Here is an 18680-nt window from a genome sequence, read left to right on the forward strand (position 1 = left end):
TCAGATTTTGGCAACTGGTTCTTACCGGCAATCCACTTCTGCGGCATCACAGGTATGCCCAGTGGAAGAGAACCAAGCGATGACCCAGGAATTCCCCGTAACCGAACGCAGCCGCGTGCGGCGCATGCACGATCGCGCCAGCCATGCCTGGGGTGATGTCCATGCCGTGCTCGATGCCGCGCCGCTGTGCCATGTCGGCTATGTGATCGATGGCGAACCCTATGTGACGCCCACGATCCATTGGCGTGAGGGCAACCGCGTGTTCTGGCACGGATCATCGGCGAGCCGCTTCCTGCGCAAGATCGACGGCCAGCGCGTGTGCCTGACCGTCAGCCTGATGGATGGCTATGTCCTGGCGCGGTCGGCCTACAACCATTCGGTCAACTATCGCAGCGCCATGGTGTTCGGCCGGGCGCAGCGCATCACCGATCCACAAGAAAGTGCCGCGGCCCTGCGCGCCATGGTCGACACCCTGTTCCCAGGCCGGTGGAACAGCCTGCGCCCGATGACGGCGCAAGAGGCCAAGGCATCGACCGTGGTGTGGATGGAGATCGAAGAAGCGAGCGTGAAGGATCGCGCCGGCCCGCCCGGTGATCCCGAGGAAGCCAACTATCCGGTCTGGGCCGGGGTGCTGCCCATGCGCACCACGCTGGGTCCGGCCGAACCGGCGCCCGACAGCCCGGCCACGCTGCCGCTGCCGGCAGAGCTGGCGGCCCTGGTGGCATCGGGCCGGCTGCGCTAGGCTTGGTTCACGCTTGCGCCAGCACGCGATCGACGCTGGCGCAAAAGCGTTCCATCTCCTGAGGGGAGCCGATGGTAATGCGCGACCGGGTCGGCCAGATCGGCCAGGAGCGGCCGATGGCGATCCCTTTTGCTTCCATCGCCGCCTTGATCGGCGCGGCCGGCTTGCCCCAATCGACCATCAGCATGTTGGCCGCGCTGGGCAGCACGGCCAGGCCACGTTGGGTCAGGAAGGCCGCCGTCTTTTCGCGCGTCTGCGTGGTCTGTTCGCGCCGGTTGGTGATCTGGTCCATGCGCCGCAGGCTGGCACTGGCACAGGCCAGGGCGGGCACCGGCAGTTGCAGGGTCTGGATCACGCCATCGTATTGCATCAGCCTGGCCTGCAGATCGGGCCGCGCGATCGACAGGCCCATGCGCATGCCCGCCATGCCGAAGATTTTCGAGAACGTGCGCAGGATCACTACGTCACGCCCGTTGCGCACCAGGTCCATGCCCGATGCGGCGTGGGAAAAATGCAGGTAGGCTTCGTCCAGCAGGACCACCGCATCCTTGGGCTTGTTTTCCACCAGCCAGGCGATGTCTTCCATCGGTGTCAACGAGCCGGTGGGATTGTTGGGATTGCAGACATAGTAAAGCCCGGCACGCGGATTGGCGGCCAGCATCGCGCGCACATCGTGCGCCTGGTCCGGGCTGCGCAGCGGCACCTTGGCCACCGGCGCGCCGACATAGGCCGCCACCATCCACGCCACTTCGAACGTCGGATCGGCGGTAACCAGCCCACGTTCCGGCCCGCAAAAGCCAACCACGGCGCGCGCCAGCGGGCTGCCCGATCCGGCCCAGGGCACCACATGATCGGCGCCCACGCGCTCCATCGTCGAAACCGTCTCGATCAACGCGTCACGCTCGCCGACCGGATCGTAATAGTTGCTCCGGGCAACGGCAGCACGGGCGGCATCCAGCCCATCGTCCACCGGCCCTTCCCAATATTCGTTGCCATTGAGGCGGATTGTTCCCGGCGGCACTTTCAGGCTGGGCGCCGCCGACGCGGCCGGCATGGGGCTGCCTTGCGCGGCGAATGCGCGTTCGCCCAGGGCAAGGCCACCGCCCAAAACGGCGGCCAACTGGAACATGCGCCGTCGATCGAGCGGGAGGCCAGCGGAAGGTTCGATCATGGCGCCTGGTGTCCTTGGCTATGAGGGGGCCAGCGTGTCGTGGCGCGTGCGCCTGGTCAAGCCCGCGGCGCCTGATGCAACGGCAGGCTTTCGGCAGACTTGACCGTTTCCATCACGATGTAGGCGCAGACCACGTTCATCTCGATCCGCGCCACCAGCGCCTTGTAGACGCGGTCATAGTCGTCCACGCTGGGCAGCACAATGCGCAGCAGGTAGTCGATGCTGCCAGTGAGACGATAGACTTCCATCACTTCGGGAATGTGGGCCACGGCCTGGCGGAACTGCTCGGTCCAAGCCGCGCTATGCGTGCGTGCGCTGACGGTGACGAACACCGTGGTCGGCAGGCCAACCTTGGCACGATCGATCACCGCCACGTTGCGCTTGATATAGCCGGCCTCGCGCAAGTGGGCGATCCGGCGCGAGCAGGCCGAGGGCGAAAGGTGCACGCGCGTGCCGACTTCGGCCAACGGCGTATCGCTGTCGCGTTGCAGCACATCGAGAATGGCAAGATCGCGAGAATTGAGCATCGGGCGGTTCTCCTGCACGCTGGATGCGCGATCTATCTTACCAGTGCAAGGCGAGAGCGCCGATCAGCCCGTGATGAGCCGATAGCCGACCCCGGGTTCGTTGCGGATCATGCTGCTTTCAACGTCGCCCTCTTCCAGCTTGCGCCGCACCCCACGCACGGCAACGCGCAAGTATTCCACATCGTGTTCATGCCCCGCGCCCCACACGGCGCGCAGCAGCGCGGCGTGCGAGACAACGCGCCCCGGATGGCGGCAAAGCTGCGCGAGAAAGCCGTATTCCTTGGGCGTGAGGTGCACTTCTGCGCCATCGCGCAGCACGCGCCGGGCCGCGAGGTCCACCGTGATCGGCCCCACCTGCACCACCGGTTCCTCGGCCACGCGGCTGAGCCGGGTGCGCAAAGCCACGCGGATGCGGGCATGGACTTCCTCGGTGTCGAACGGCTTGGTCACATAATCGTCCGCGCCCAGATCGAGCGCGGCAACTTTCTCATCGGTCGCGTCGCGCGCCGAAACGACCAGCAAGGCCGCCCCCGCCGCCTTGACCAACGGGATCAGTTCCAGCCCGTCGCGATCAGGCAGGCCAAGGTCGAGCAACACGAGGTCCGGCTTGTCGATCGCCAGGGCGGCCAGCGCCGCGCGGGCGTCTCCTGCCTCGATAACCTCGTGCCCGGCGCGGGCCAGGCTGCCGCGCAGCAGGCGGCGGATGGCGGGTTCATCGTCCACCACCAGGACGCGGGTGGCAAAGCTGGTCATTCGGGACTGATCTTTCGCAAGTGATGTTCGCTGAAATGCACCGTGAAGCAGGCGCCGGCGCGATCGCCGCGATTGGCGGCACTCACATCCAGGCCCATCGCCCGCGCAAACCCCTTGACGATGGCGAGACCAAGGCCCGTTCCGCCCTTGCGATCCGAGCCTTCCACTCTTGTGAAAAGTTCGAATATGCGAACTGCCATGCCGGGCGGCAGGCCCGGCCCTTCGTCCAGCACGCGCAGATCGAGGCCGTCGGCGCGGCGCTGGGCCGCAAGGGTGATCGCGCCTTCTTCGCCACCATGGCGCGCCGCGTTTTCGATCAGGTTGATCAGGCAGTGGTGGAACAAGCGCGGATCGACCATCACCAGCGGCAGATCGGGCGCGATGTCCATGGTCACCGCGCGGGTGCCCAGGGTGCGGCGCAGATCGTGGACGGCGCTGGCCACCGCCTCGGCCAGGTCCACCGCTTCGGGCCGCAGGGCGATCGCGCCGGCCTCGATCCGCACCATGTCGAGCAGGTTGGCGATGAAGCGTTGCAGGCGGTCGGCCTCGGCCCGCGCGGTGGCAAGGATCGGGGCCTGGTCTTCATTGGCCGGCACCAGTTCGCGCAGCGTGCCGACCACGGCTGTCAACGGCGTGCGCAGATCGTGGCTGATCGAAGACAGCAGCGCGGCGCGCAGCCGGTCGCGCTCTTCCAACTGGCGCACGCCGGCCATGTCGTGCTCCAGGCGAATGCGTTCGAGCGCGAGGCCCGCCTGGTCGACCAGGCTGCCCAGCAGCGGCAAGCGATCGCTGCGCACCGGGGCGGCGGCATCACCGCGCGCCAGGCCGAGCACCGCGAGCGGCGCACCGCCAGCGGCGAGCGGGGTGAACAGCCATTCCGACGCAGTGAGCGTGCCCGATCCGCGGCCCGCCGGCTGCGCGCGATCGAACGCCCATTGCGCGGCGGCCATGTCCAGCACTTCGAGCCGGTCTTGCGGGGGAAAGGCGGCAGCGACGACCAGCTTGCCTTCCGTCGGCAGCAGCAGCACGGCGTGGGCATCGAGCAGGCGCGCGGCCTCGGCGCAGAGCACGCGGCCCAGTTCCTCGGCCGTGGTCACGCCGGTGAGCAGCCGGGCAAAGCCGGCAAGCGCCGCGCTGGTGCGCGCGCTGGCGCCGGCCAGCAGCGCTTGCTGGCGCAAGCGCGCCGCCAACTGGCTACTGACCGCCGCAACGGCCACCAGGACCAGTACGGTGATGATGTTCTGCGGATCTTCGATCGTGAACGTGCCGGTGGGCGGGATGAAAAAGAAATTGTAGGCGAGCGAGGCGGCAAGGCCCGTCAGCACCCCGGTGACCAGGCCATAGCGCGTGGCCGCCAGCATGACCGGCAGGAAATAGAGCAGCGCCACGTTGGTGATCGGCGCCGCGGCAAACAGCAGGCGGCCCAACGCGGTGACGAGTGCGGTTGCGCCCAGCGCGGGCACCAGCCCCGCCGCCAACCGCCGCCAATCGGGCACGGGGGCGGGCAAACGGGCCGGGACCGCGCGATGCACCACCGGGACTTGTTGCAAGGCCAGATCGGGCAGGCGCCGGGCCAGGGTGTCAACCGTCAGCCGGCGCTGCCAGGCAAAGCGGCGCGGGCGCGGCGCGCCCACAACCAGCAGCGTGGCACGCGTATCGGCTGCCGCCTGGGCCAGGCCATCGACCACGCCGGAAGCCGGCATGGCCAGCACTTGCCCACCAAGCTGGGTGGCAAGATGCATGGCTTCGGCCAGGCGCGCGTTGGCCTGGGCGCCACGTTCGCCGGGGGTTTCGATATGCACGGCCGTCCACGGCGCGCGCAGGGCATCGGCCAGGCGGCGGCCGGCACGCACCACGTCGCTGGCGGCATCGTGGCTGCCCACGGCCACCAGCACCCGGTCGGCCGTGGCCCAGGTTCCGGCCAGTGCCTGCGCCCGCACATCATCGAGCATCTGCGCATCGACCGCCTGCGCCGCGCGGCGTAGCACCAGTTCGCGCAGGGCAGAAAGATTGGAGCGCGAGAAGAAGTGGTGCAGCGCGCGCGCCGCCTCTTGCGGCACATAGACTTTCCCGGCGCGCAGGCGCTCGATCAGTTCATCGGGCGGGGTATCGACGACCTCGATCTCGGCCCGGTCGAGCAGCCGGTCGGGCACGGTTTCGCGCACGCGCACATGGGTGAACGAGGCAACGACATCGTTGAGGCTTTCGAGATGCTGGATATTGAGCGTGGACCACACGTCGATCCCGGCGGCGAGGATCTCCTCCACGTCCTGCCAGCGCTTGTCATGCCGGCTGCCGGGTGCATTGGCGTGGGCGAGTTCGTCCACCAGCACCAGCGCAGGCCGCCGCTCCAGAATGGCATCGATATCCATTTCCAGCAGGGTGTGGCCGCGATGGGCCACTTCCTTGCGCGGCAGCACGGGCAAGGGGCGCAGGCGAGCCTCGGTTTCGACGCGGCCGTGGGTTTCGACCACGCCCACCACCACGTCCACCCCGGCGCGCGCCTGGCCCAGCGCATCGTCGAGCATTTCGCAGGTCTTGCCAACGCCCGGAGCCGCCCCAAGGAAAACCTTGAGGCGGCCGGACCTTTCCTGTTCCGCCAGGCGCAACAGGGCATCGGGATCGGGGCGAGCAGGCGTCATCAATGCCCTTGTGCGCGCGCCACCGTGGCTTCGTCCAGTGCCCGATTGAGCCGCAGCACATTGACGCGCGGCTCACCCAGCAGGCCCAGCAGCGGCTGTTCCACGTGCGCTGCGACCAGAGCCCTTACAGTCTCGGGCGAAAGCCCGCGCGCGCTGGCCACGTGGCTCACCTGGAAAAAGGCCGCCTCGGGGCTGATATGGGGATCGAGCCCCGAGGCGGAGGTGGTCACCAGGTCAGGCGGAACGGGAGAGCCTGGTGAAGTGGCGGCAAGATCCTTTGTCGCGGCCGCCACGCGATCGTGCAGAGCCTGAGACGAGGGCGCGAGGTTGGAGCCGGCCGAGGCAGAGGCATCGTAACCACTGCCCGCCGCCGACGGGCGCCCGTGGAAATAGCGCGGGCTGGCAAAGGCCTGGCCGATCAGGTCGGAACCGATGACCTGGCCATGATCGGTCACCAGGCTGCCATTGGCGGCCCAGGGAAAGGCGACCTGAGCAACGCCGGTGATCGCAGCGGGATAGGCCAGGCCCAGCAGGCCGGCGAACAGCCCCGTCATCACCAGCGACGGGCGCAGAGCAGCAACAAGATCCCTATTCATGACGGAAATTCCTTCAGGCCAGATGCAGCGCGGCGACGAGCAGATCGATCGCCTTGATCCCGGCGAACGGGGCGATCAGGCCGCCGACGCCGAAGATCGCCAGGTTGCGCGCGAGCAATGCCCCTGCCCCCACCGGGCGATAGCGCACGCCCTTGAGCGCCAGCGGCACGAGTGCGGGAATGATCAGGGCGTTGAACATGATCGCCGAGAGGATCGCGCTTTGCGGGGTGGCCAGGTGCATCACGTTGAGCACCGAAAGCTGCGGATAGAGCACCAGGAACATCGCCGGGATAATGGCGAAATACTTGGCCACGTCGTTCGCCACCGAGAACGTGGTGAGCGCGCCGCGCGTCATCAGCAACTGCTTGCCCAGGCCCACGATCTCGATCAGCTTGGTCGGATCGCTGTCCAGGTCCACCATGTTGCCGGCCTCGCGCGCGGCCTGGGTGCCGGTGTTCATCGCCACGCCAACGTCGGCCTGGGCCAGCGCGGGCGCATCGTTGGTGCCATCGCCGCACATGGCCACCAGACGGCCGCCCTGCTGCTCGCGGCGGATCAGGGCGAGCTTGTCTTCCGGCGTGGCCTCGGCCAGGAAATCGTCCACTCCTGCTTCGGCAGCAATCGCGGCAGCGGTGAGCGGGTTGTCGCCGGTGATCATCACCGTGCGGATGCCCATCTTGCGCAGTTCGGCAAACCGATCGCGCACGCCTGCCTTGATCACGTCTTTCAGCGCAACGATGCCTAGCAGCGTGCCGTTTTCGGCCACGGCCAGTGGGGTTTGCCCCTGGCGCGCCACGTCTTCGGCGATGCGGCGCAGTTCGGCCGCCCCGGCGCCGCGCGCGGCATCGGGCGCGCTGCGCAGGATGGCGTCGACCGCGCCCTTGGTCACCACATGACCGGCATTGTCGAGGCCAGAGATGCGCGTCTGCGCGGTGAACGGGATGACTTGCGCGCCCTGGGGCACTTCCGGTGCTTCCAGCCCATGGGCTTCCTGGGCGAGGCGCACGATCGAGCGGCCTTCGGGCGTTTCGTCGGCCAGGCTGGCGATCAGCGCGGCCTGGGCCAAGGTGGCCGGGGCCACGCCCGCCAGTGGCAGGAAGCGGCTGGCCTGGCGATCGCCCACGGTGATCGTGCCGGTCTTGTCGAGCAGCAGCACGTCGATATCGCCGGCCGCTTCCACCGCGCGGCCAGACTTGGCCAGCACGTTGAACTGCACCAGGCGGTCCATCCCGGCAATGCCGATGGCCGAAAGCAGCGCGGCAATGGTGGTGGGGATCAGCGTGATGAGCAGCGCGGCCAACACGGCCACGGGAATCTGCCCCCCGGCATAGCGGGCAAAGGCAGGGATGGTGGATACCGCGATCAGGAAGATGATCGTGAGGCCCACGAGCAGGATGGTGAGCGCGATCTCGTTGGGCGTCTTCTGGCGCTGCGCGCCTTCGACAAGGGCGATCATGCGATCGAGGAAGCCCTGCCCCGGTTCCTGGGTCACCCGCACGGTGATCTCGTCCGACAGCACGCGGGTGCCGGCGGTGACGGCAGAGCGGTCGCCGCCCGCCTCGCGGATCACCGGCGCGCTTTCGCCAGTGATCGCCGCTTCGTTGACCGAGGCAACGCCGGCGATCACTTCGCCATCGGCCGGGATCAGTTCGCCGGCGGCGACCAGCACCACGGCGCCCCTTTGCAGGGAGGCGGCCGAAACCTTGCTGCCATCGGGCAGGCGGGCGACGAGGTCAGACCGCGTGGCGCGCAGCGAGGCGGCTTGGGCGCGGCCGCGCCCTTCGGCCAGGCTTTCGGCAAAAGTGCCGAACAGCACGGTCAGCCACAGCCACACGATGAGCTGAAGCTGGAAGCCCAGCGACAGGCCGGTGTTGCCCACGAAGAGCAGCACGGTGAGCAGCAGCGCGACCACCGCCGTGGTGAACAGCACAGGGTTGCGGACGAGCTGGGCGGGATGTAGCTTGCGCAGCGCGCCGCCCAGCGCAGGAACGACCAGTTGGGCCGAAAACATCGAGGTTGGTTGGGACACGTCAGGTATCCTCAGTAAAGCAGGCCGGCAGCGCCGGTGAGATGATCGGCCACCGGGCCAAGCGCGAGCGAAGGCAGGAAGGTGAGGCCGCCCACGATCAGGATCGTGGCGATCAGCAGGCCGATCCACAGCCCACCCGTGGTGGGGAAGGAGCCGGGGCCGGCTGGCGTCTGCTTGCGCGCCGCCAGGCTGCCGGCAATGGCCAGCACCGGGACGATGACCAGGAAGCGGCCCAGCCACATCGCCACGCCCAGCAACCCGTTGTAGAACGGAGTGCCGGCGGTGAGGCCCGCAAAAGCCGAACCGTTGTTGGCCGTGGCCGAGGTGAAGGCATAGAGGATTTCGGAAAAGCCATGCGGCCCCTTGGCCAGCGGCCCGGCAAGGCCGGCCGGCAGGACCACGGCCACGGCCGTCAGCCCCAGGATGCACAGCGGCAGGATGACGATGGCCAGCACCGCCAGCTTGACTTCGCGCGCCTCGATCTTCTTGCCGACGTATTCCGGGGTGCGGCCCACCATCAGGCCGGCGAGGAACACGGCGAGCACGGCGAACAGCAGGAAGCCATAGATGCCCGAGCCGACACCGCCGATGACGATTTCGCCAAGCTGCATGTTGAACAGCGGGATCATGCCGCCCAGCGCGGTGAAGCTGTCATGCATGGCATTGACAGCCCCGCACGAGGCTGCCGTGGTCACGGCGGCGAACAGCGCGCTGGCTGCGGCGCCGAAGCGTACTTCCTTGCCTTCCATGTTGGAACCCATCACGCCGAGCTGGTGCAGCATCGGGTTGCCTGCGGTCTCGCGCCACCAGACGATAGACGCGCCCGCCACGAACAGCGCGAGCATGGCCCACAGGATTGCCCAGCCCTGGCGCGTGTTGCCCACGGCCTTGCCGAACGTGTAGGTCAGCCCGGCGCCCAGCGCGAAGATCGACAGCATCTGCACGAAATCGACCAGCGCCGTCGGGTTTTCGAACGGATGGGCAGAGTTGGCGTTGTAGAACCCGCCGCCGTTGGTGCCGAGCATCTTGATCGCTTCCTGCGAAGCAACCGGGCCCACCACGATGGCCTGGTGCGCGCCTTCGAGTGTGTGCGCATCGACCAGGCTGGCGAAAGTCTGCGGCACGCCACTCGCCACCAGGAACAGGGCATAGACCACGCAGGCCGGCAGCAGCACATAGAGCGTGACGCGGGTCAGATCTGCCCAGAAGTTGCCCAGGTTGCGCGTCTGCGCGCGGGCAAAGCCACGGAACAGGGCGAAGGCCACGGCAATGCCGGTCGCTGCCGAGAGGAAGTTGTGAATGGTGAGGCCGACCATCTGCGACAGGTTCGACAGCACCACTTCGCCGGCATACCACTGCCAGTTGGTGTTGGTGACGAAGGCAATCGCGGTGTTCATCGCGCCATCGGGCGAAAGGCCGGCGAGCCCACGCGGGTTCATCGGCAGCACGCCCTGCAGGCGCAGGACCGCATAAGTGAAGATCACCGTAACGACCTGGAACAGCATCAGGTGCAGCGCATACTGGCGCCAGTCCTGCTCCTGTTCGGGGTTGATGCCCGCCAGGCGATAGAAGCTGCGCTCCACGGGGCCGAGCACGCGATGCAGCGGCGTGCGGCGGCCTTCGTAAACGGCGAAAAGCCACAAGCCGAACGGCTTGGCGATAAGCGCGATCAGTGCCGTAAATACCAGGATCAGGCCCCAGCCCGACAAAAGGGTGGCAGATGTCATGGCATGGCCCCCGTCAAAAACGCTCGGGCCGCAAAAGCACGGCCACGAGATAGACAAGCAGGCCCGCCGCGACCAGCGCGGCGAGCGTTTCGGAAATGGTCATCGGATGGTTCCTCGGGCCGGTGGCTCAGGCCTTGGCGCAGAGCGCGATGGCGGCCAGCGTGACGCCAAACAGGCCGGCGAGCACCGCCAGCCAGACAAGATCGGTCATTGTGCGGAATCCTTGCGCGACATGGCCTTGCGCGACACCGGCAGCCAGGCGCGCGGTGGCAGCGGCTGCAGGCGGAACAGCCCTGCCCCGCCCAGGCCCAGGCCAAAGCCGGCCCACAGTGCCAGCACCATCAGCAGCGCCACCAGCAAGGCCAGCGGGCCGGGGTGGCCATGTTCGGCCAGTTCCACGTGGCGCAGGCCCTGTGCCAGCAAGGGCACGGTGGCAAGCGTGGCAAGACCAGCCAGGCGCAGGCCCCAATCGCGCCCGCGACCGCCCTTCGATCGCCGCCGCAAACCTCGAATCTCCATGATCAGCTCCTTGGCTGTGTGATGGTGCCGATGTGGGGGATGCGGCCGTTAAGGTTCCACGGCGGGGTGGGGCCATGGCATAAGGATTGCGTAAAGTTCCCCGTGGACTTGACCTGGCGCGTACGATCGACAATGATATGGTATTACATAACATTATCGCGAGCAGCCATGCCACTACCCCATCACCCAGCAATCGCTTGCGCACCGTGCGAAGCCGTGCTGGCGCAAATTCACCATAGCGCGGTACAACTCGCCCTGTGGCAACGCGCCAGGCCGATGGCCTTGAACTGGCTAGACGAAGTCGAGCTGGCGGCGCTTGACGATATCGATTGCTGGATCGATGCCCCGTTCCGTGCGCAGGACCTGGGCCAACGCTTGCGCGAAGCGGGTTTTGCAGCGCTGCCGGGCACTGTGGCCCTGGCGGTGGAAATCGCCCGCCAGATGCGCCGGTTTGCGGCCCTGACGGACAGCCCGCGCTTGCGCCTGCGGCTTGATGTGGTGGAAACCGATGCCTGCCGCCGCTTCCACATGGACTATGTCAGCGTGCGCCTGCTGATGCCCTTGGTCGGTCCCGGTACGCAGTGGATCATGGCCAACGACGGCCCCGAAGGCCCGGTGCGGGAAATGCAGCCGGGCCAGGTCGGCCTGTTCAAGGGGCGGCTGGCGGTGGCGGAACCGGCCGTGCTCCACCGCTCGCCTCCGATCGCCGGGACCGGGCAGCGGCGGCTGCTGCTTGTGCTCGATCCCTGGGCGGATGCCGCGGGCGATCAGTCCTGCGGCCGGGCGGCATAACGCCGCGCCAGCGTGGCGCAGACGAACAGTTGGGCCTGGTGAAACAGCATCAGTGGCAGCACGATCAGGCTGACGGCGTGGCCGGCGAACAGGATCGTGGCCATGGGAATGCCGCTGGCCATGCTCTTTTTCGATCCGCAGAACACGATGGTGATTTCGTCGGCGGTGGAAAAGCCCAGCTTGCGGCTGGCCAGCGTGGTGGCGGCAATCACCAGCGCCAGGATCAGCAGGTTGAGCAGCAAGACGATCAGCAGGTCTGCCGGGGCCAGGCGCGTCCAAACCCCTGCCACCATGCCGGCGCTGAATGCGGCGTAGACGACCAGCAGGATCGAACCGCGATCGACATAGCCGACGATCTTCTTGTAGCGGCCCAGCCAATCACCGATGAACGGCCGCGCGATCTGGCCCGCCACGAACGGCAGCAGGATCTGCATGCCGATCGCTTCGAGCGAATGGGCCGAAAAGCCGCCGCTGGCCGACGTGGGCAGCAAGAGCGCGGTGAGGATCGGGGTGAGCGCCACGCCCACGAGATTGGACAGCGAGGCACTACACAGTGCCGCGGGGACATTGCCCCGCGCGATCGAGGTGAACGCGATCGAGGATTGCACGGTCGAGGGCAGCACGCACAGGAACAGCAGGCCGACCGCGATATCGGGCGCCACCAACCCACCGATGAGGTGGACGACGCCCAGCCCGATCAGCGGAAACAGCACGAACGTGCTGGCAAAGACCAGCGCCTGCAAGCGCCAGTGCGACAGGCCCTGCCACACCGCCTGGGGCGCCAGGCGCGCGCCGTAGAGGAAGAACAGCAGCGCCACGGCCGCCGTGACCGCCACATCGGCAACCGCCACGCCGCGCCCATGCGCCGGGAACAAGGCAGCAATCCCGATCGTGCCGATCAGCAGCAGCAGATAGGGATCGATCAGAGTGCGCAGCTTGCCCATGGCGTGGTCCTTGCGAAAAACAGATGTTGCCGCAGGTAAGCGGCAAAGCATCCATGCACAATCATGATCATGGCGATAACAGTCATTCACACTCTTGATGGTAGACGCGACTGTGGCATGATCGCGCGATGATCGGCCCCGACCTTTTGCGCGCATTCGTTACCGTGGCCGAATGCGGCAGTTTCACCGGCGCGGCGCGGGTGCTCGGCACCCGGCAATCGACTGTCAGCCAGCAGATCCGCCGGCTGGAAGACCTGGCCGGGCGGCGCCTGCTGGCGCGCGACACGCACCGGGTGGCGCTGTCAGCCGAAGGCGAAGCGTTTCTCGACCATGCACGTCGCGTGCTCGATGCCCATGGCCGGATGGATGCCCACCTTTCCGGGCTGCGGCTGCGCGGGCAACTGCGTTTTGGCGCGTGCGAGGATTTCGTGCTGTCGGCCCTGCCGGACGTTCTGGCGCAATTCGCGCGGCGCCATCCCGATGTCGACCTGGCCCTGACCGTGGCGCTGAGTGAAACGCTCTACGAGCAGTTCGACGCGGGTGGGCTGGATATCATCTTTGTCAAGAAGCGCCCCGGCGAGCGGCGTGGTGTGACGGCCTGGCGCGAAACCGTGGGCTGGGTTGCGGCGCCGGAGTTCCGCCATGACCCGGTCGAGGCGGTGCCGCTGCTGCTCTATCCCCCGCCCAGCGTGACGCGGGCCCTGGCGCTCGATACGTTGGACCGTGCGCGCGTGCCATGGCGCGTGGCTTTCACCAGCGGGGGCCTGAGTGGATTGACGGCAGCGGCCCGCGCCGGGCTGGGCGTGATGCCGCATTCGCTGCGCCTGGTGCCGCAGGGCCTGGCGCCGTTGCGGCCGCATGGCGCACTGCCCGAATTGCCGGCCATCGAATTTGCCGTGATCGGACCGGGCGGGCACAACCTGGCGGCCGAAGCGCTGACCGCCGCCATTCTTCATTGGGCCGCGCCGACCTGACCAGCCAGCGACCATGGCGGGCGTGACAAGTGCCTGGCGAGGAAATCGATCAGCACCCGCACCCGTGCCGGCCGCTGCGCACCGGGCGGCGTGACCAGATGCAGCGCGATATCGGGCACGCGCCACTCGGGCATCACTTCCACCAGGCGGCCAGCGGCAAGGTCTTCCCACACCATGAAGTCGGGTTGCAACGCGATGCCCTGCCCGGCCAGTAGCGCAGGGGCCAGCGCGTCGGCATTGTTGGCGCCCAGGCGCCCCTTCACGGTGACGACGTAATCGCCTTCCACCGCGTGGTGAAAGCGCCAGGCTTCGGGGGAATCGAGGTTGGTATAGAGCAGCCCGGCATGGTGCGAGAGATCGCGCGGATGCGAGGGCGTGCCATGCGTGGCAAGATAGGCTGGCGCGGCCACCAATGGCCGGCGCACCGCGCAAAGGCGGCGCGCACGCAGCGAGCTATCATCCAGCCCGGCAATGCGCAGCACCACATCGTGCCCGCCGCCCACCACATCGACCCGCGCATCCGACAGATCGAGATCGAGCCCGACATGGGGATAAGCAGCAAGGAATTCGGGCAGCAGCGGGGCAACGTGGCGCAAGCCGAAGCCCATCGGCACGGCGAGGCGCACCAGGCCGCGCGGCACGTCGCCTTCCGCACCGGCCTGCGCCTCTGCCGCCTCGCCATCCGAAAGGATGCGCCGCGCCCGGTCGAGCACGCCGCGCCCGCTTTCCGTGAGCGCCAGGCGGCGGCTGGTGCGATGCAGCAGGGGCACGCCCAACCGGGCCTCCAACCGGGTCACCGCCTTGGACACGGTGGGCTTCGACAGGCCGAGCGCGTCGGCCGCGGCAGCGAACGAGCCGGTATCCACGACTTTGGCGAAAATAGCCCAGGCTTCCAGATCCGGCAGGGACATTATGCAAATTCCTTCACCGATGGTTTTCCATCATTGCCATTTCTTTGCAAGCGGGAATGCCTAGATTGGCCCCAACAGCTGAACGGCCCTGATCGCCGCCAGCCAGACGGAGATACGCCATGATCGAACTTCGCCCCTTTTCCGGCATTGGCCGCGCCAACCACGGTTGGCTGGACGCCGCCCACCACTTCTCGTTCGCCGACTATTACAACCCGGCGCGGATGGCGTGGGGCAACCTGCGCGTGTGGAACGACGATACCATCGCGGCCAAGAGCGGCTTCCCGCCCCACCCCCACCGCGACATGGAAATCATCACGTATGTGCGTGAAGGGGCCATCACCCACCGCGACAACCTGGGCAACCAGGGCCGCACCGCCGCTGGCGACGTGCAGGTGATGAGCGCGGGCACCGGGATCACCCACGCCGAATACAATCTGGAAGATGAAACCACGCGCATCTTCCAGATCTGGATCATGCCCACCCGCCAGGGTGAACAGCCCAGCTGGGGCGCCCGCCAGTTCCCCAAGGCGGAACGCGCCGGTGAACTGGTCGTGCTCGCCAGCGGCTATGAGGAAGACAAGGACGCCCTGCCGATCCGCACCGACGCGCGCCTGGTGGCTGCCACGCTCCATGCCGGGCAAAGCGTCGATTATGTCCTTGGTGCAGAACGCAAGGGCTATCTGGTGCCCGCCACCGGCAAGGTTGCCGTGAATGGCGTGGAAGCCAACGCCCGCGACGGCCTGGCCATCGCGGATGTCGACACGGTCACGATCACCGCGCTTGAAGACAGCGAAATCGTGCTGGTCGACACGCTCTGACCCAATGCGTTCCGGGGCGGCTGCATGGCGCAGCGGCCGCCCCGCCCCTGCCTGCCGCGCCACAAGGTTTCCGGCCATGACCCAAGACGTCGCCTCGCATCTTCCCCACGCCACCGCCACCAGCACCGGCGCGGGCACGTTTCAATCCCGCCTGGCGATTGGCGGGCGCGAGGGACAGGACGACATCCTGGCCGATGAGCCCCTGGCGCAAGGCGGCCTGGGCACGGGCCCGACGCCCTATGACCTGCTGTGCGCCGCGCTGGCGACCTGCACCACGATGACCTTGCGCTTTTATGCCGGGCGCAAGGGTTGGGACGTGGGCACGGTGGAAACGCATGTGACCCACGCCCGCATGGCTGGCCAGGCGCCGGCCGACCAGTTCACCCGCACGATCACGCTCGATCCTGCTCTCGACCAAGCGGTGCGTGCCGAACTGCTTGGGATCGCCAACCGCTGCCCGGTGCACAAGACGCTGACCCAGGGTTCGGCGGTTACCACCACGCTTGCCGCCTGAGTGCCGTTCACGCCTATTTCGCCAAGGGGATTGCCATGCTGACCGCAACCGTTTCACCCGCCCTCTCCCGCCAGGACTGGCTCGCCGCCCATGTTGGCGCCCATGATGCCGACAGCATCGGCTGCCGCGCCCCGGCCGTGCCCAGCCACGAGAAAACCCGCCTGAAGCGCTGGATGACGCGCCTGTTCGGTGACAACGCGCCGATGCCGCTGGCCGATCCGCGCCTGGAGGCAGTGCGCCGGTTTGCCTGCGCTACCCGTGCGGGCAAGGCCCCCGATGGCGCGTTGATCGGCGAGTTGCACCAGCGCGGGCTGGATGATGCCGAACTGGCCGCGATTGCCCGGTTTGCCGCGTGACTTGGCGTGAATCCTTTTCACCAAAAGCGTGAAAAGGTCGCGTTTGGCAGCCGGGCTGCCCTGCGCCATGATGGCGATGCACCGGGCCGATAAACGGCCCTGATGCCATCAACGGCAAAAAGGCAAACTCCATGCGGCTGGATATGTCGCCCTATCTTTCGCAAAAATTCCTCATGCCAGCGGAAACCGAACGCCACAGTGCCTGCTGGATGGCGTGGCCTGTCCGTACGGAGCTGTGGGGCGGCCGCCTCGCCGAAGCGCAAGCCGATTTCGCCGCAGTGGCCCGCGCCATCGCCCGGTTCGAGCCGGTCGTCATGGTCTGCCGGGACGCCGACGTGGCGCAAGTGCGCGCATTGTGCGGCGATGCTGTCACGCCGTTCGTGGCGCCGATCGACGATAGCTGGATGCGCGATTCCGGGCCCACGTTCGTGCGGGGCAGCAAGGGGGGGCTGGCCGTGGTCAATTGGGCGTTCAACGCCTGGGGCCAGAAGTACCATCCTTATGCCGCCGATGCCGCGCTCAAGCGGACCATTGCCGAGCATCTGGGCCTGCCGCTGGTCACCTGTCCGCTGACGGCCGAAGGCGGGGCGATCCTTTCGGACGGACAAGGCACGGTGCTGACAACCGAGAGTTGCCTGCTCCACGCCAATCGCAACCTGGGGTTGACCCGCGCGCAAGTGGAGGCCGAATTGCTGGCCGCGCTAGGTGCGGAAAAGATCGTGTGGCTGCCGGGCGATGCCGGTGAAGTGGAAACCGACGGCCATGTCGATTGCCTGGCCGCGATCGTGCGGCCCGGCGTGGTGATGATGGAAGATCCGGCCACCGCCAGCGGGCGGCGGGCCGAGACGCTGGCGGCCAACCGCGCCGCGCTTCTTGCCCAGCGCGACGCGCGGGGACGGCCCTTTGCGATCGTGGACTTGCCCGCCGCGCCGACGATCGATGCGCAGGACGCGCGCCACCAGCCATCCTACGTGAATTTCTATATCGCCAATGGCGCGGTGATCATGCCCGGCCACGGTGTGCCCCAGGATGCTGCTGCCTGCGCCGCCGTGGCGGCCGCATTTCCCGATCGCACGGTGGTTCAGCTGGTGTTGCCCACCCTGCCTTATGGCGGCGGCTCGATCCATTGCATCACCCAGCACCAGCCCGCCCCGTACTTCCTGCCCGATGGAGGCCAGCCATGCGCCCAGTGACCGTTGCCGCCACCCAGTTTGCCTGCACGTGGGATCTTGCCGCCAATCTCGACCGCGCAGAAGCGCTGGTACGCGAGGCCGCCTACGAAGGCGCCCAGGTGATCCTGTTGCAGGAACTGTTCGAGACGCCCTATTTCTGTGCCGACGAGCGACCCGGGCACTTTGCCCTGGCCCGCCCATGGGCGGATCACCCGGTGATCGCACGGTTTGCCGATCTGGCGGCGGAATTGGGCGTGGTCTTGCCGATCAGCTTCTTCGAGCAAGTGGGATCGGCCCATTTCAATTCGTTGGCCATGATCGATGCCGATGGCAGCGAGCTTGGCCTCTATCGCAAAAGCCACATTCCCCAGGGGCCGGGCTATCGCGAAAAATACTTCTTTGCGCCCGGCGATACCGGGTTCCAGGTGTGGGACACTGCGTTTGGCCGCGTCGGCGCGGGCATCTGCTGGGACCAGTGGTTTCCCGAATGCGCGCGTGCCCTGGCGCTCCAAGGGGCGGAACTCATCCTCTATCCCACCGCAATCGGCAGCGAACCGGCCTTTCCCGGCTATGACAGCCAGCCGCATTGGCAGCGTGTGATGCAAGGCCATGCCGGGGCCAACATGGTGCCGGTCATCGCCTCCAATCGCGTGGGGTTTGAAACCAACGAGGATGGCGACATCACGTTCTACGGCTCATCGTTCATCGCCGACCAGTTTGGCGCGCTAGTCGCGCAGGCCCCACGGGTGGGCGAAGCCGTGGTCACCGCCACGTTCGACCTGGACGAGATTGCGCCGCAGCGCGCCAGTTGGGGGCTGTTCCGCGATCGCCGGCCCGATCTCTACGGGATCATCGGCAGCCACGGCGGCTAGACTGGCAACTGCGTGGTGGCCTTGATCCGCTTGAGCGCGAAATGCGAGGCGGAGGTGGCCACCGCCGGATGGCGCAGCAGGGCGTGCATCAGGAAATGCTCGTATTGCGCCATGTCGTGCACCACGATGCGCAACTGGTAGTCCCACTCGCCCGACATCGAGAGGCATTCCAGCACCTCGTCCCGGTCCATCACGAACTGCTCGAAACTGCCGCGCGCCTGGGCATCATGGGATTTCATCCGCACCTGGCACACGGCGTCGAGCGACAGGCCCACGGCAGCAGGGTCGAGCAGCCGCACCGCCGGCCCGAGGACGCCTGCATCCTCCAGCGCCTTGATCCGTCGCCAGCAGGACGCCGGCGACGTGCCGACCACTTCGGCCAAAGCCGCGTGGCTGAGATCGGCCTGGCGTTGCAACGCCTGAAGCAGGCGGCGGTCGAGACTGTCGAGTGCGAGCGGGGCGGTCATGCCGGATCTTCAACATCATGTACGGGTCGAATCATGCGGCACATTTTGCACCGCAGCGAACTTTCCGATAGAAACCTATCATAAACACCAGCTTATCGAAATAGATGCTTCATTGCCTCGTAATCGCAGCGGGAATATGAAAGGACATTGCAGG

General features: G+C 67.2%; 20 protein-coding genes. 8 read left to right on the top strand and 12 right to left on the bottom strand.

The window, feature by feature from the left end:
- Positions 1-79: 79 nt before the first annotated feature.
- On the top strand, positions 80-742 hold the full coding sequence (locus FHW94_RS07590; protein WP_168555048.1) for a pyridoxamine 5'-phosphate oxidase family protein: 663 nt from the start codon (positions 80-82) through the stop codon (positions 740-742).
- 7 nt (positions 743-749) lie between these two features.
- On the opposite strand, the gene FHW94_RS07595 is transcribed toward FHW94_RS07590, so the two are convergent.
- The 9 genes from FHW94_RS07595 to FHW94_RS07635 all read right to left on the bottom strand — a co-directional run bounded on the left by FHW94_RS07595 (position 750) and on the right by FHW94_RS07635 (position 10706).
- Positions 750-1913 (bottom strand): pyridoxal phosphate-dependent aminotransferase, encoded by a 1164-nt coding sequence (locus FHW94_RS07595; RefSeq protein WP_168555049.1) that lies wholly within the window; start codon positions 1911-1913, stop codon positions 750-752.
- A 56-nt stretch (positions 1914-1969) separates the two neighbouring features.
- Positions 1970-2440, bottom strand: a complete 471-nt coding sequence (locus FHW94_RS07600; RefSeq protein WP_168555050.1) for an Lrp/AsnC family transcriptional regulator — start codon at positions 2438-2440, stop codon at positions 1970-1972.
- Between the two features lie 63 nt (positions 2441-2503).
- Positions 2504-3193 carry a response regulator transcription factor gene (locus tag FHW94_RS07605; RefSeq protein WP_168555051.1) on the bottom strand — a complete coding sequence of 230 codons (690 nt, stop codon included), beginning with the start codon at positions 3191-3193 and terminating at the stop codon, positions 2504-2506.
- Positions 3190-5835: a sensor histidine kinase KdpD gene (locus FHW94_RS07610; protein ID WP_168555052.1), complete on the bottom strand. Its 2646-nt coding sequence runs from the start codon at positions 5833-5835 to the stop codon at positions 3190-3192. The genes FHW94_RS07605 and FHW94_RS07610 overlap by 4 nt, the downstream gene beginning before the upstream one ends.
- Complete coding sequence (gene kdpC, locus FHW94_RS07615) at positions 5835-6431, bottom strand: potassium-transporting ATPase subunit KdpC (RefSeq protein WP_168555053.1); 597 nt, start codon at positions 6429-6431, stop codon at positions 5835-5837. Before kdpC ends, FHW94_RS07610 begins: the two co-directional genes overlap by 1 nt.
- Before the next feature lie 13 nt (positions 6432-6444).
- Positions 6445-8442, bottom strand: a complete 1998-nt coding sequence (gene kdpB, locus FHW94_RS07620; RefSeq protein WP_168555546.1) for a potassium-transporting ATPase subunit KdpB — start codon at positions 8440-8442, stop codon at positions 6445-6447.
- A 29-nt stretch (positions 8443-8471) separates the two neighbouring features.
- Complete coding sequence (gene kdpA, locus FHW94_RS07625; protein ID WP_168555054.1) at positions 8472-10187, bottom strand: potassium-transporting ATPase subunit KdpA; 1716 nt, start codon at positions 10185-10187, stop codon at positions 8472-8474.
- Between the two features lie 13 nt (positions 10188-10200).
- Positions 10201-10290: a K(+)-transporting ATPase subunit F gene (gene kdpF, locus FHW94_RS07630; RefSeq protein WP_168555055.1), complete on the bottom strand. Its 90-nt coding sequence runs from the start codon at positions 10288-10290 to the stop codon at positions 10201-10203.
- 104 nt (positions 10291-10394) lie between these two features.
- Positions 10395-10706 carry a hypothetical protein gene (locus tag FHW94_RS07635; RefSeq protein ID WP_168555056.1) on the bottom strand — a complete coding sequence of 104 codons (312 nt, stop codon included), beginning with the start codon at positions 10704-10706 and terminating at the stop codon, positions 10395-10397.
- A gap of 168 nt (positions 10707-10874) precedes the next feature.
- Between FHW94_RS07635 and FHW94_RS07640 the strand changes: the two genes are divergently transcribed.
- A complete protein-coding gene (locus tag FHW94_RS07640) occupies positions 10875-11498 on the top strand; it encodes a DUF1826 domain-containing protein (RefSeq protein ID WP_246865919.1) in 624 nt (207 codons plus the stop codon).
- Here the strand turns inward: FHW94_RS07640 and FHW94_RS07645 are convergent.
- A complete protein-coding gene (locus FHW94_RS07645; RefSeq protein WP_168555058.1) occupies positions 11474-12442 on the bottom strand; it encodes a bile acid:sodium symporter family protein in 969 nt (322 codons plus the stop codon). The two genes, FHW94_RS07640 and FHW94_RS07645, sit on opposite strands and share 25 nt — an antisense overlap.
- A gap of 128 nt (positions 12443-12570) precedes the next feature.
- Between FHW94_RS07645 and FHW94_RS07650 the strand changes: the two genes are divergently transcribed.
- Entirely contained in the window at positions 12571-13416 is an 846-nt protein-coding gene (locus FHW94_RS07650; RefSeq protein WP_168555059.1) for a LysR substrate-binding domain-containing protein, read from the top strand.
- Here FHW94_RS07650 and FHW94_RS07655 read toward each other — a convergent pair.
- Positions 13395-14327 (bottom strand): LysR family transcriptional regulator, encoded by a 933-nt coding sequence (locus tag FHW94_RS07655; protein WP_168555060.1) that lies wholly within the window; start codon positions 14325-14327, stop codon positions 13395-13397. The two genes, FHW94_RS07650 and FHW94_RS07655, sit on opposite strands and share 22 nt — an antisense overlap.
- A gap of 119 nt (positions 14328-14446) precedes the next feature.
- Between FHW94_RS07655 and FHW94_RS07660 the strand changes: the two genes are divergently transcribed.
- From FHW94_RS07660 to aguB, 5 genes are all read left to right on the top strand, one after another.
- Positions 14447-15145, top strand: coding sequence for a pirin family protein (locus FHW94_RS07660; RefSeq protein ID WP_168555061.1), 699 nt, complete (start codon positions 14447-14449; stop codon positions 15143-15145).
- Positions 15146-15221: 76 nt separating this feature from the next.
- Entirely contained in the window at positions 15222-15659 is a 438-nt protein-coding gene (locus FHW94_RS07665; RefSeq protein ID WP_168555062.1) for an OsmC family protein, read from the top strand.
- A gap of 35 nt (positions 15660-15694) precedes the next feature.
- Complete coding sequence (locus tag FHW94_RS07670; RefSeq protein ID WP_246865920.1) at positions 15695-16015, top strand: hypothetical protein; 321 nt, start codon at positions 15695-15697, stop codon at positions 16013-16015.
- A 131-nt stretch (positions 16016-16146) separates the two neighbouring features.
- On the top strand, positions 16147-17208 hold the full coding sequence (locus FHW94_RS07675) for an agmatine deiminase family protein (protein WP_210425472.1): 1062 nt from the start codon (positions 16147-16149) through the stop codon (positions 17206-17208).
- Complete coding sequence (gene aguB, locus FHW94_RS07680; RefSeq protein ID WP_168555063.1) at positions 17196-18059, top strand: N-carbamoylputrescine amidase; 864 nt, start codon at positions 17196-17198, stop codon at positions 18057-18059. Before FHW94_RS07675 ends, aguB begins: the two co-directional genes overlap by 13 nt.
- Here aguB and FHW94_RS07685 read toward each other — a convergent pair.
- Positions 18056-18526 carry an Lrp/AsnC family transcriptional regulator gene (locus FHW94_RS07685; protein ID WP_168555064.1) on the bottom strand — a complete coding sequence of 157 codons (471 nt, stop codon included), beginning with the start codon at positions 18524-18526 and terminating at the stop codon, positions 18056-18058. The two genes, aguB and FHW94_RS07685, sit on opposite strands and share 4 nt — an antisense overlap.
- Positions 18527-18680: the final 154 nt, after the last annotated feature.

Origin of the sequence: Novosphingobium sp. SG720, assembly GCF_012275365.1 — a bacterium.
Taxonomy (GTDB): Bacteria; Pseudomonadota; Alphaproteobacteria; order Sphingomonadales; family Sphingomonadaceae; genus Novosphingobium; species Novosphingobium rhizosphaerae.

Excerpts from the sequence above, each read along its gene's own strand:
- FHW94_RS07590 (WP_168555048.1), top strand. The coding sequence starts at position 80 with ATGACCCAGGAATTCCCCGTAACCGAACGCAGCCGCGTGCGGCGCATG.
- FHW94_RS07595 (WP_168555049.1), bottom strand. The coding sequence starts at position 1,913 with ATGATCGAACCTTCCGCTGGCCTCCCGCTCGATCGACGGCGCATGTTC.
- FHW94_RS07600 (WP_168555050.1), bottom strand. The coding sequence starts at position 2,440 with ATGCTCAATTCTCGCGATCTTGCCATTCTCGATGTGCTGCAACGCGAC.
- FHW94_RS07605 (WP_168555051.1), bottom strand. The coding sequence starts at position 3,193 with ATGACCAGCTTTGCCACCCGCGTCCTGGTGGTGGACGATGAACCCGCC.
- FHW94_RS07610 (WP_168555052.1), bottom strand. The coding sequence starts at position 5,835 with ATGACGCCTGCTCGCCCCGATCCCGATGCCCTGTTGCGCCTGGCGGAA.
- kdpC (WP_168555053.1), bottom strand. The coding sequence starts at position 6,431 with ATGAATAGGGATCTTGTTGCTGCTCTGCGCCCGTCGCTGGTGATGACG.
- kdpB (WP_168555546.1), bottom strand. The coding sequence starts at position 8,442 with ATGTTTTCGGCCCAACTGGTCGTTCCTGCGCTGGGCGGCGCGCTGCGC.
- kdpA (WP_168555054.1), bottom strand. The coding sequence starts at position 10,187 with ATGACATCTGCCACCCTTTTGTCGGGCTGGGGCCTGATCCTGGTATTT.
- kdpF (WP_168555055.1), bottom strand. The coding sequence starts at position 10,290 with ATGACCATTTCCGAAACGCTCGCCGCGCTGGTCGCGGCGGGCCTGCTT.
- FHW94_RS07635 (WP_168555056.1), bottom strand. The coding sequence starts at position 10,706 with ATGGAGATTCGAGGTTTGCGGCGGCGATCGAAGGGCGGTCGCGGGCGC.
- FHW94_RS07640 (WP_246865919.1), top strand. The coding sequence starts at position 10,875 with ATGCCACTACCCCATCACCCAGCAATCGCTTGCGCACCGTGCGAAGCC.
- FHW94_RS07645 (WP_168555058.1), bottom strand. The coding sequence starts at position 12,442 with ATGGGCAAGCTGCGCACTCTGATCGATCCCTATCTGCTGCTGCTGATC.
- FHW94_RS07650 (WP_168555059.1), top strand. The coding sequence starts at position 12,571 with ATGATCGGCCCCGACCTTTTGCGCGCATTCGTTACCGTGGCCGAATGC.
- FHW94_RS07655 (WP_168555060.1), bottom strand. The coding sequence starts at position 14,327 with ATGTCCCTGCCGGATCTGGAAGCCTGGGCTATTTTCGCCAAAGTCGTG.
- FHW94_RS07660 (WP_168555061.1), top strand. The coding sequence starts at position 14,447 with ATGATCGAACTTCGCCCCTTTTCCGGCATTGGCCGCGCCAACCACGGT.
- FHW94_RS07665 (WP_168555062.1), top strand. The coding sequence starts at position 15,222 with ATGACCCAAGACGTCGCCTCGCATCTTCCCCACGCCACCGCCACCAGC.
- FHW94_RS07670 (WP_246865920.1), top strand. The coding sequence starts at position 15,695 with ATGCTGACCGCAACCGTTTCACCCGCCCTCTCCCGCCAGGACTGGCTC.
- FHW94_RS07675 (WP_210425472.1), top strand. The coding sequence starts at position 16,147 with ATGCGGCTGGATATGTCGCCCTATCTTTCGCAAAAATTCCTCATGCCA.
- aguB (WP_168555063.1), top strand. The coding sequence starts at position 17,196 with ATGCGCCCAGTGACCGTTGCCGCCACCCAGTTTGCCTGCACGTGGGAT.
- FHW94_RS07685 (WP_168555064.1), bottom strand. The coding sequence starts at position 18,526 with ATGACCGCCCCGCTCGCACTCGACAGTCTCGACCGCCGCCTGCTTCAG.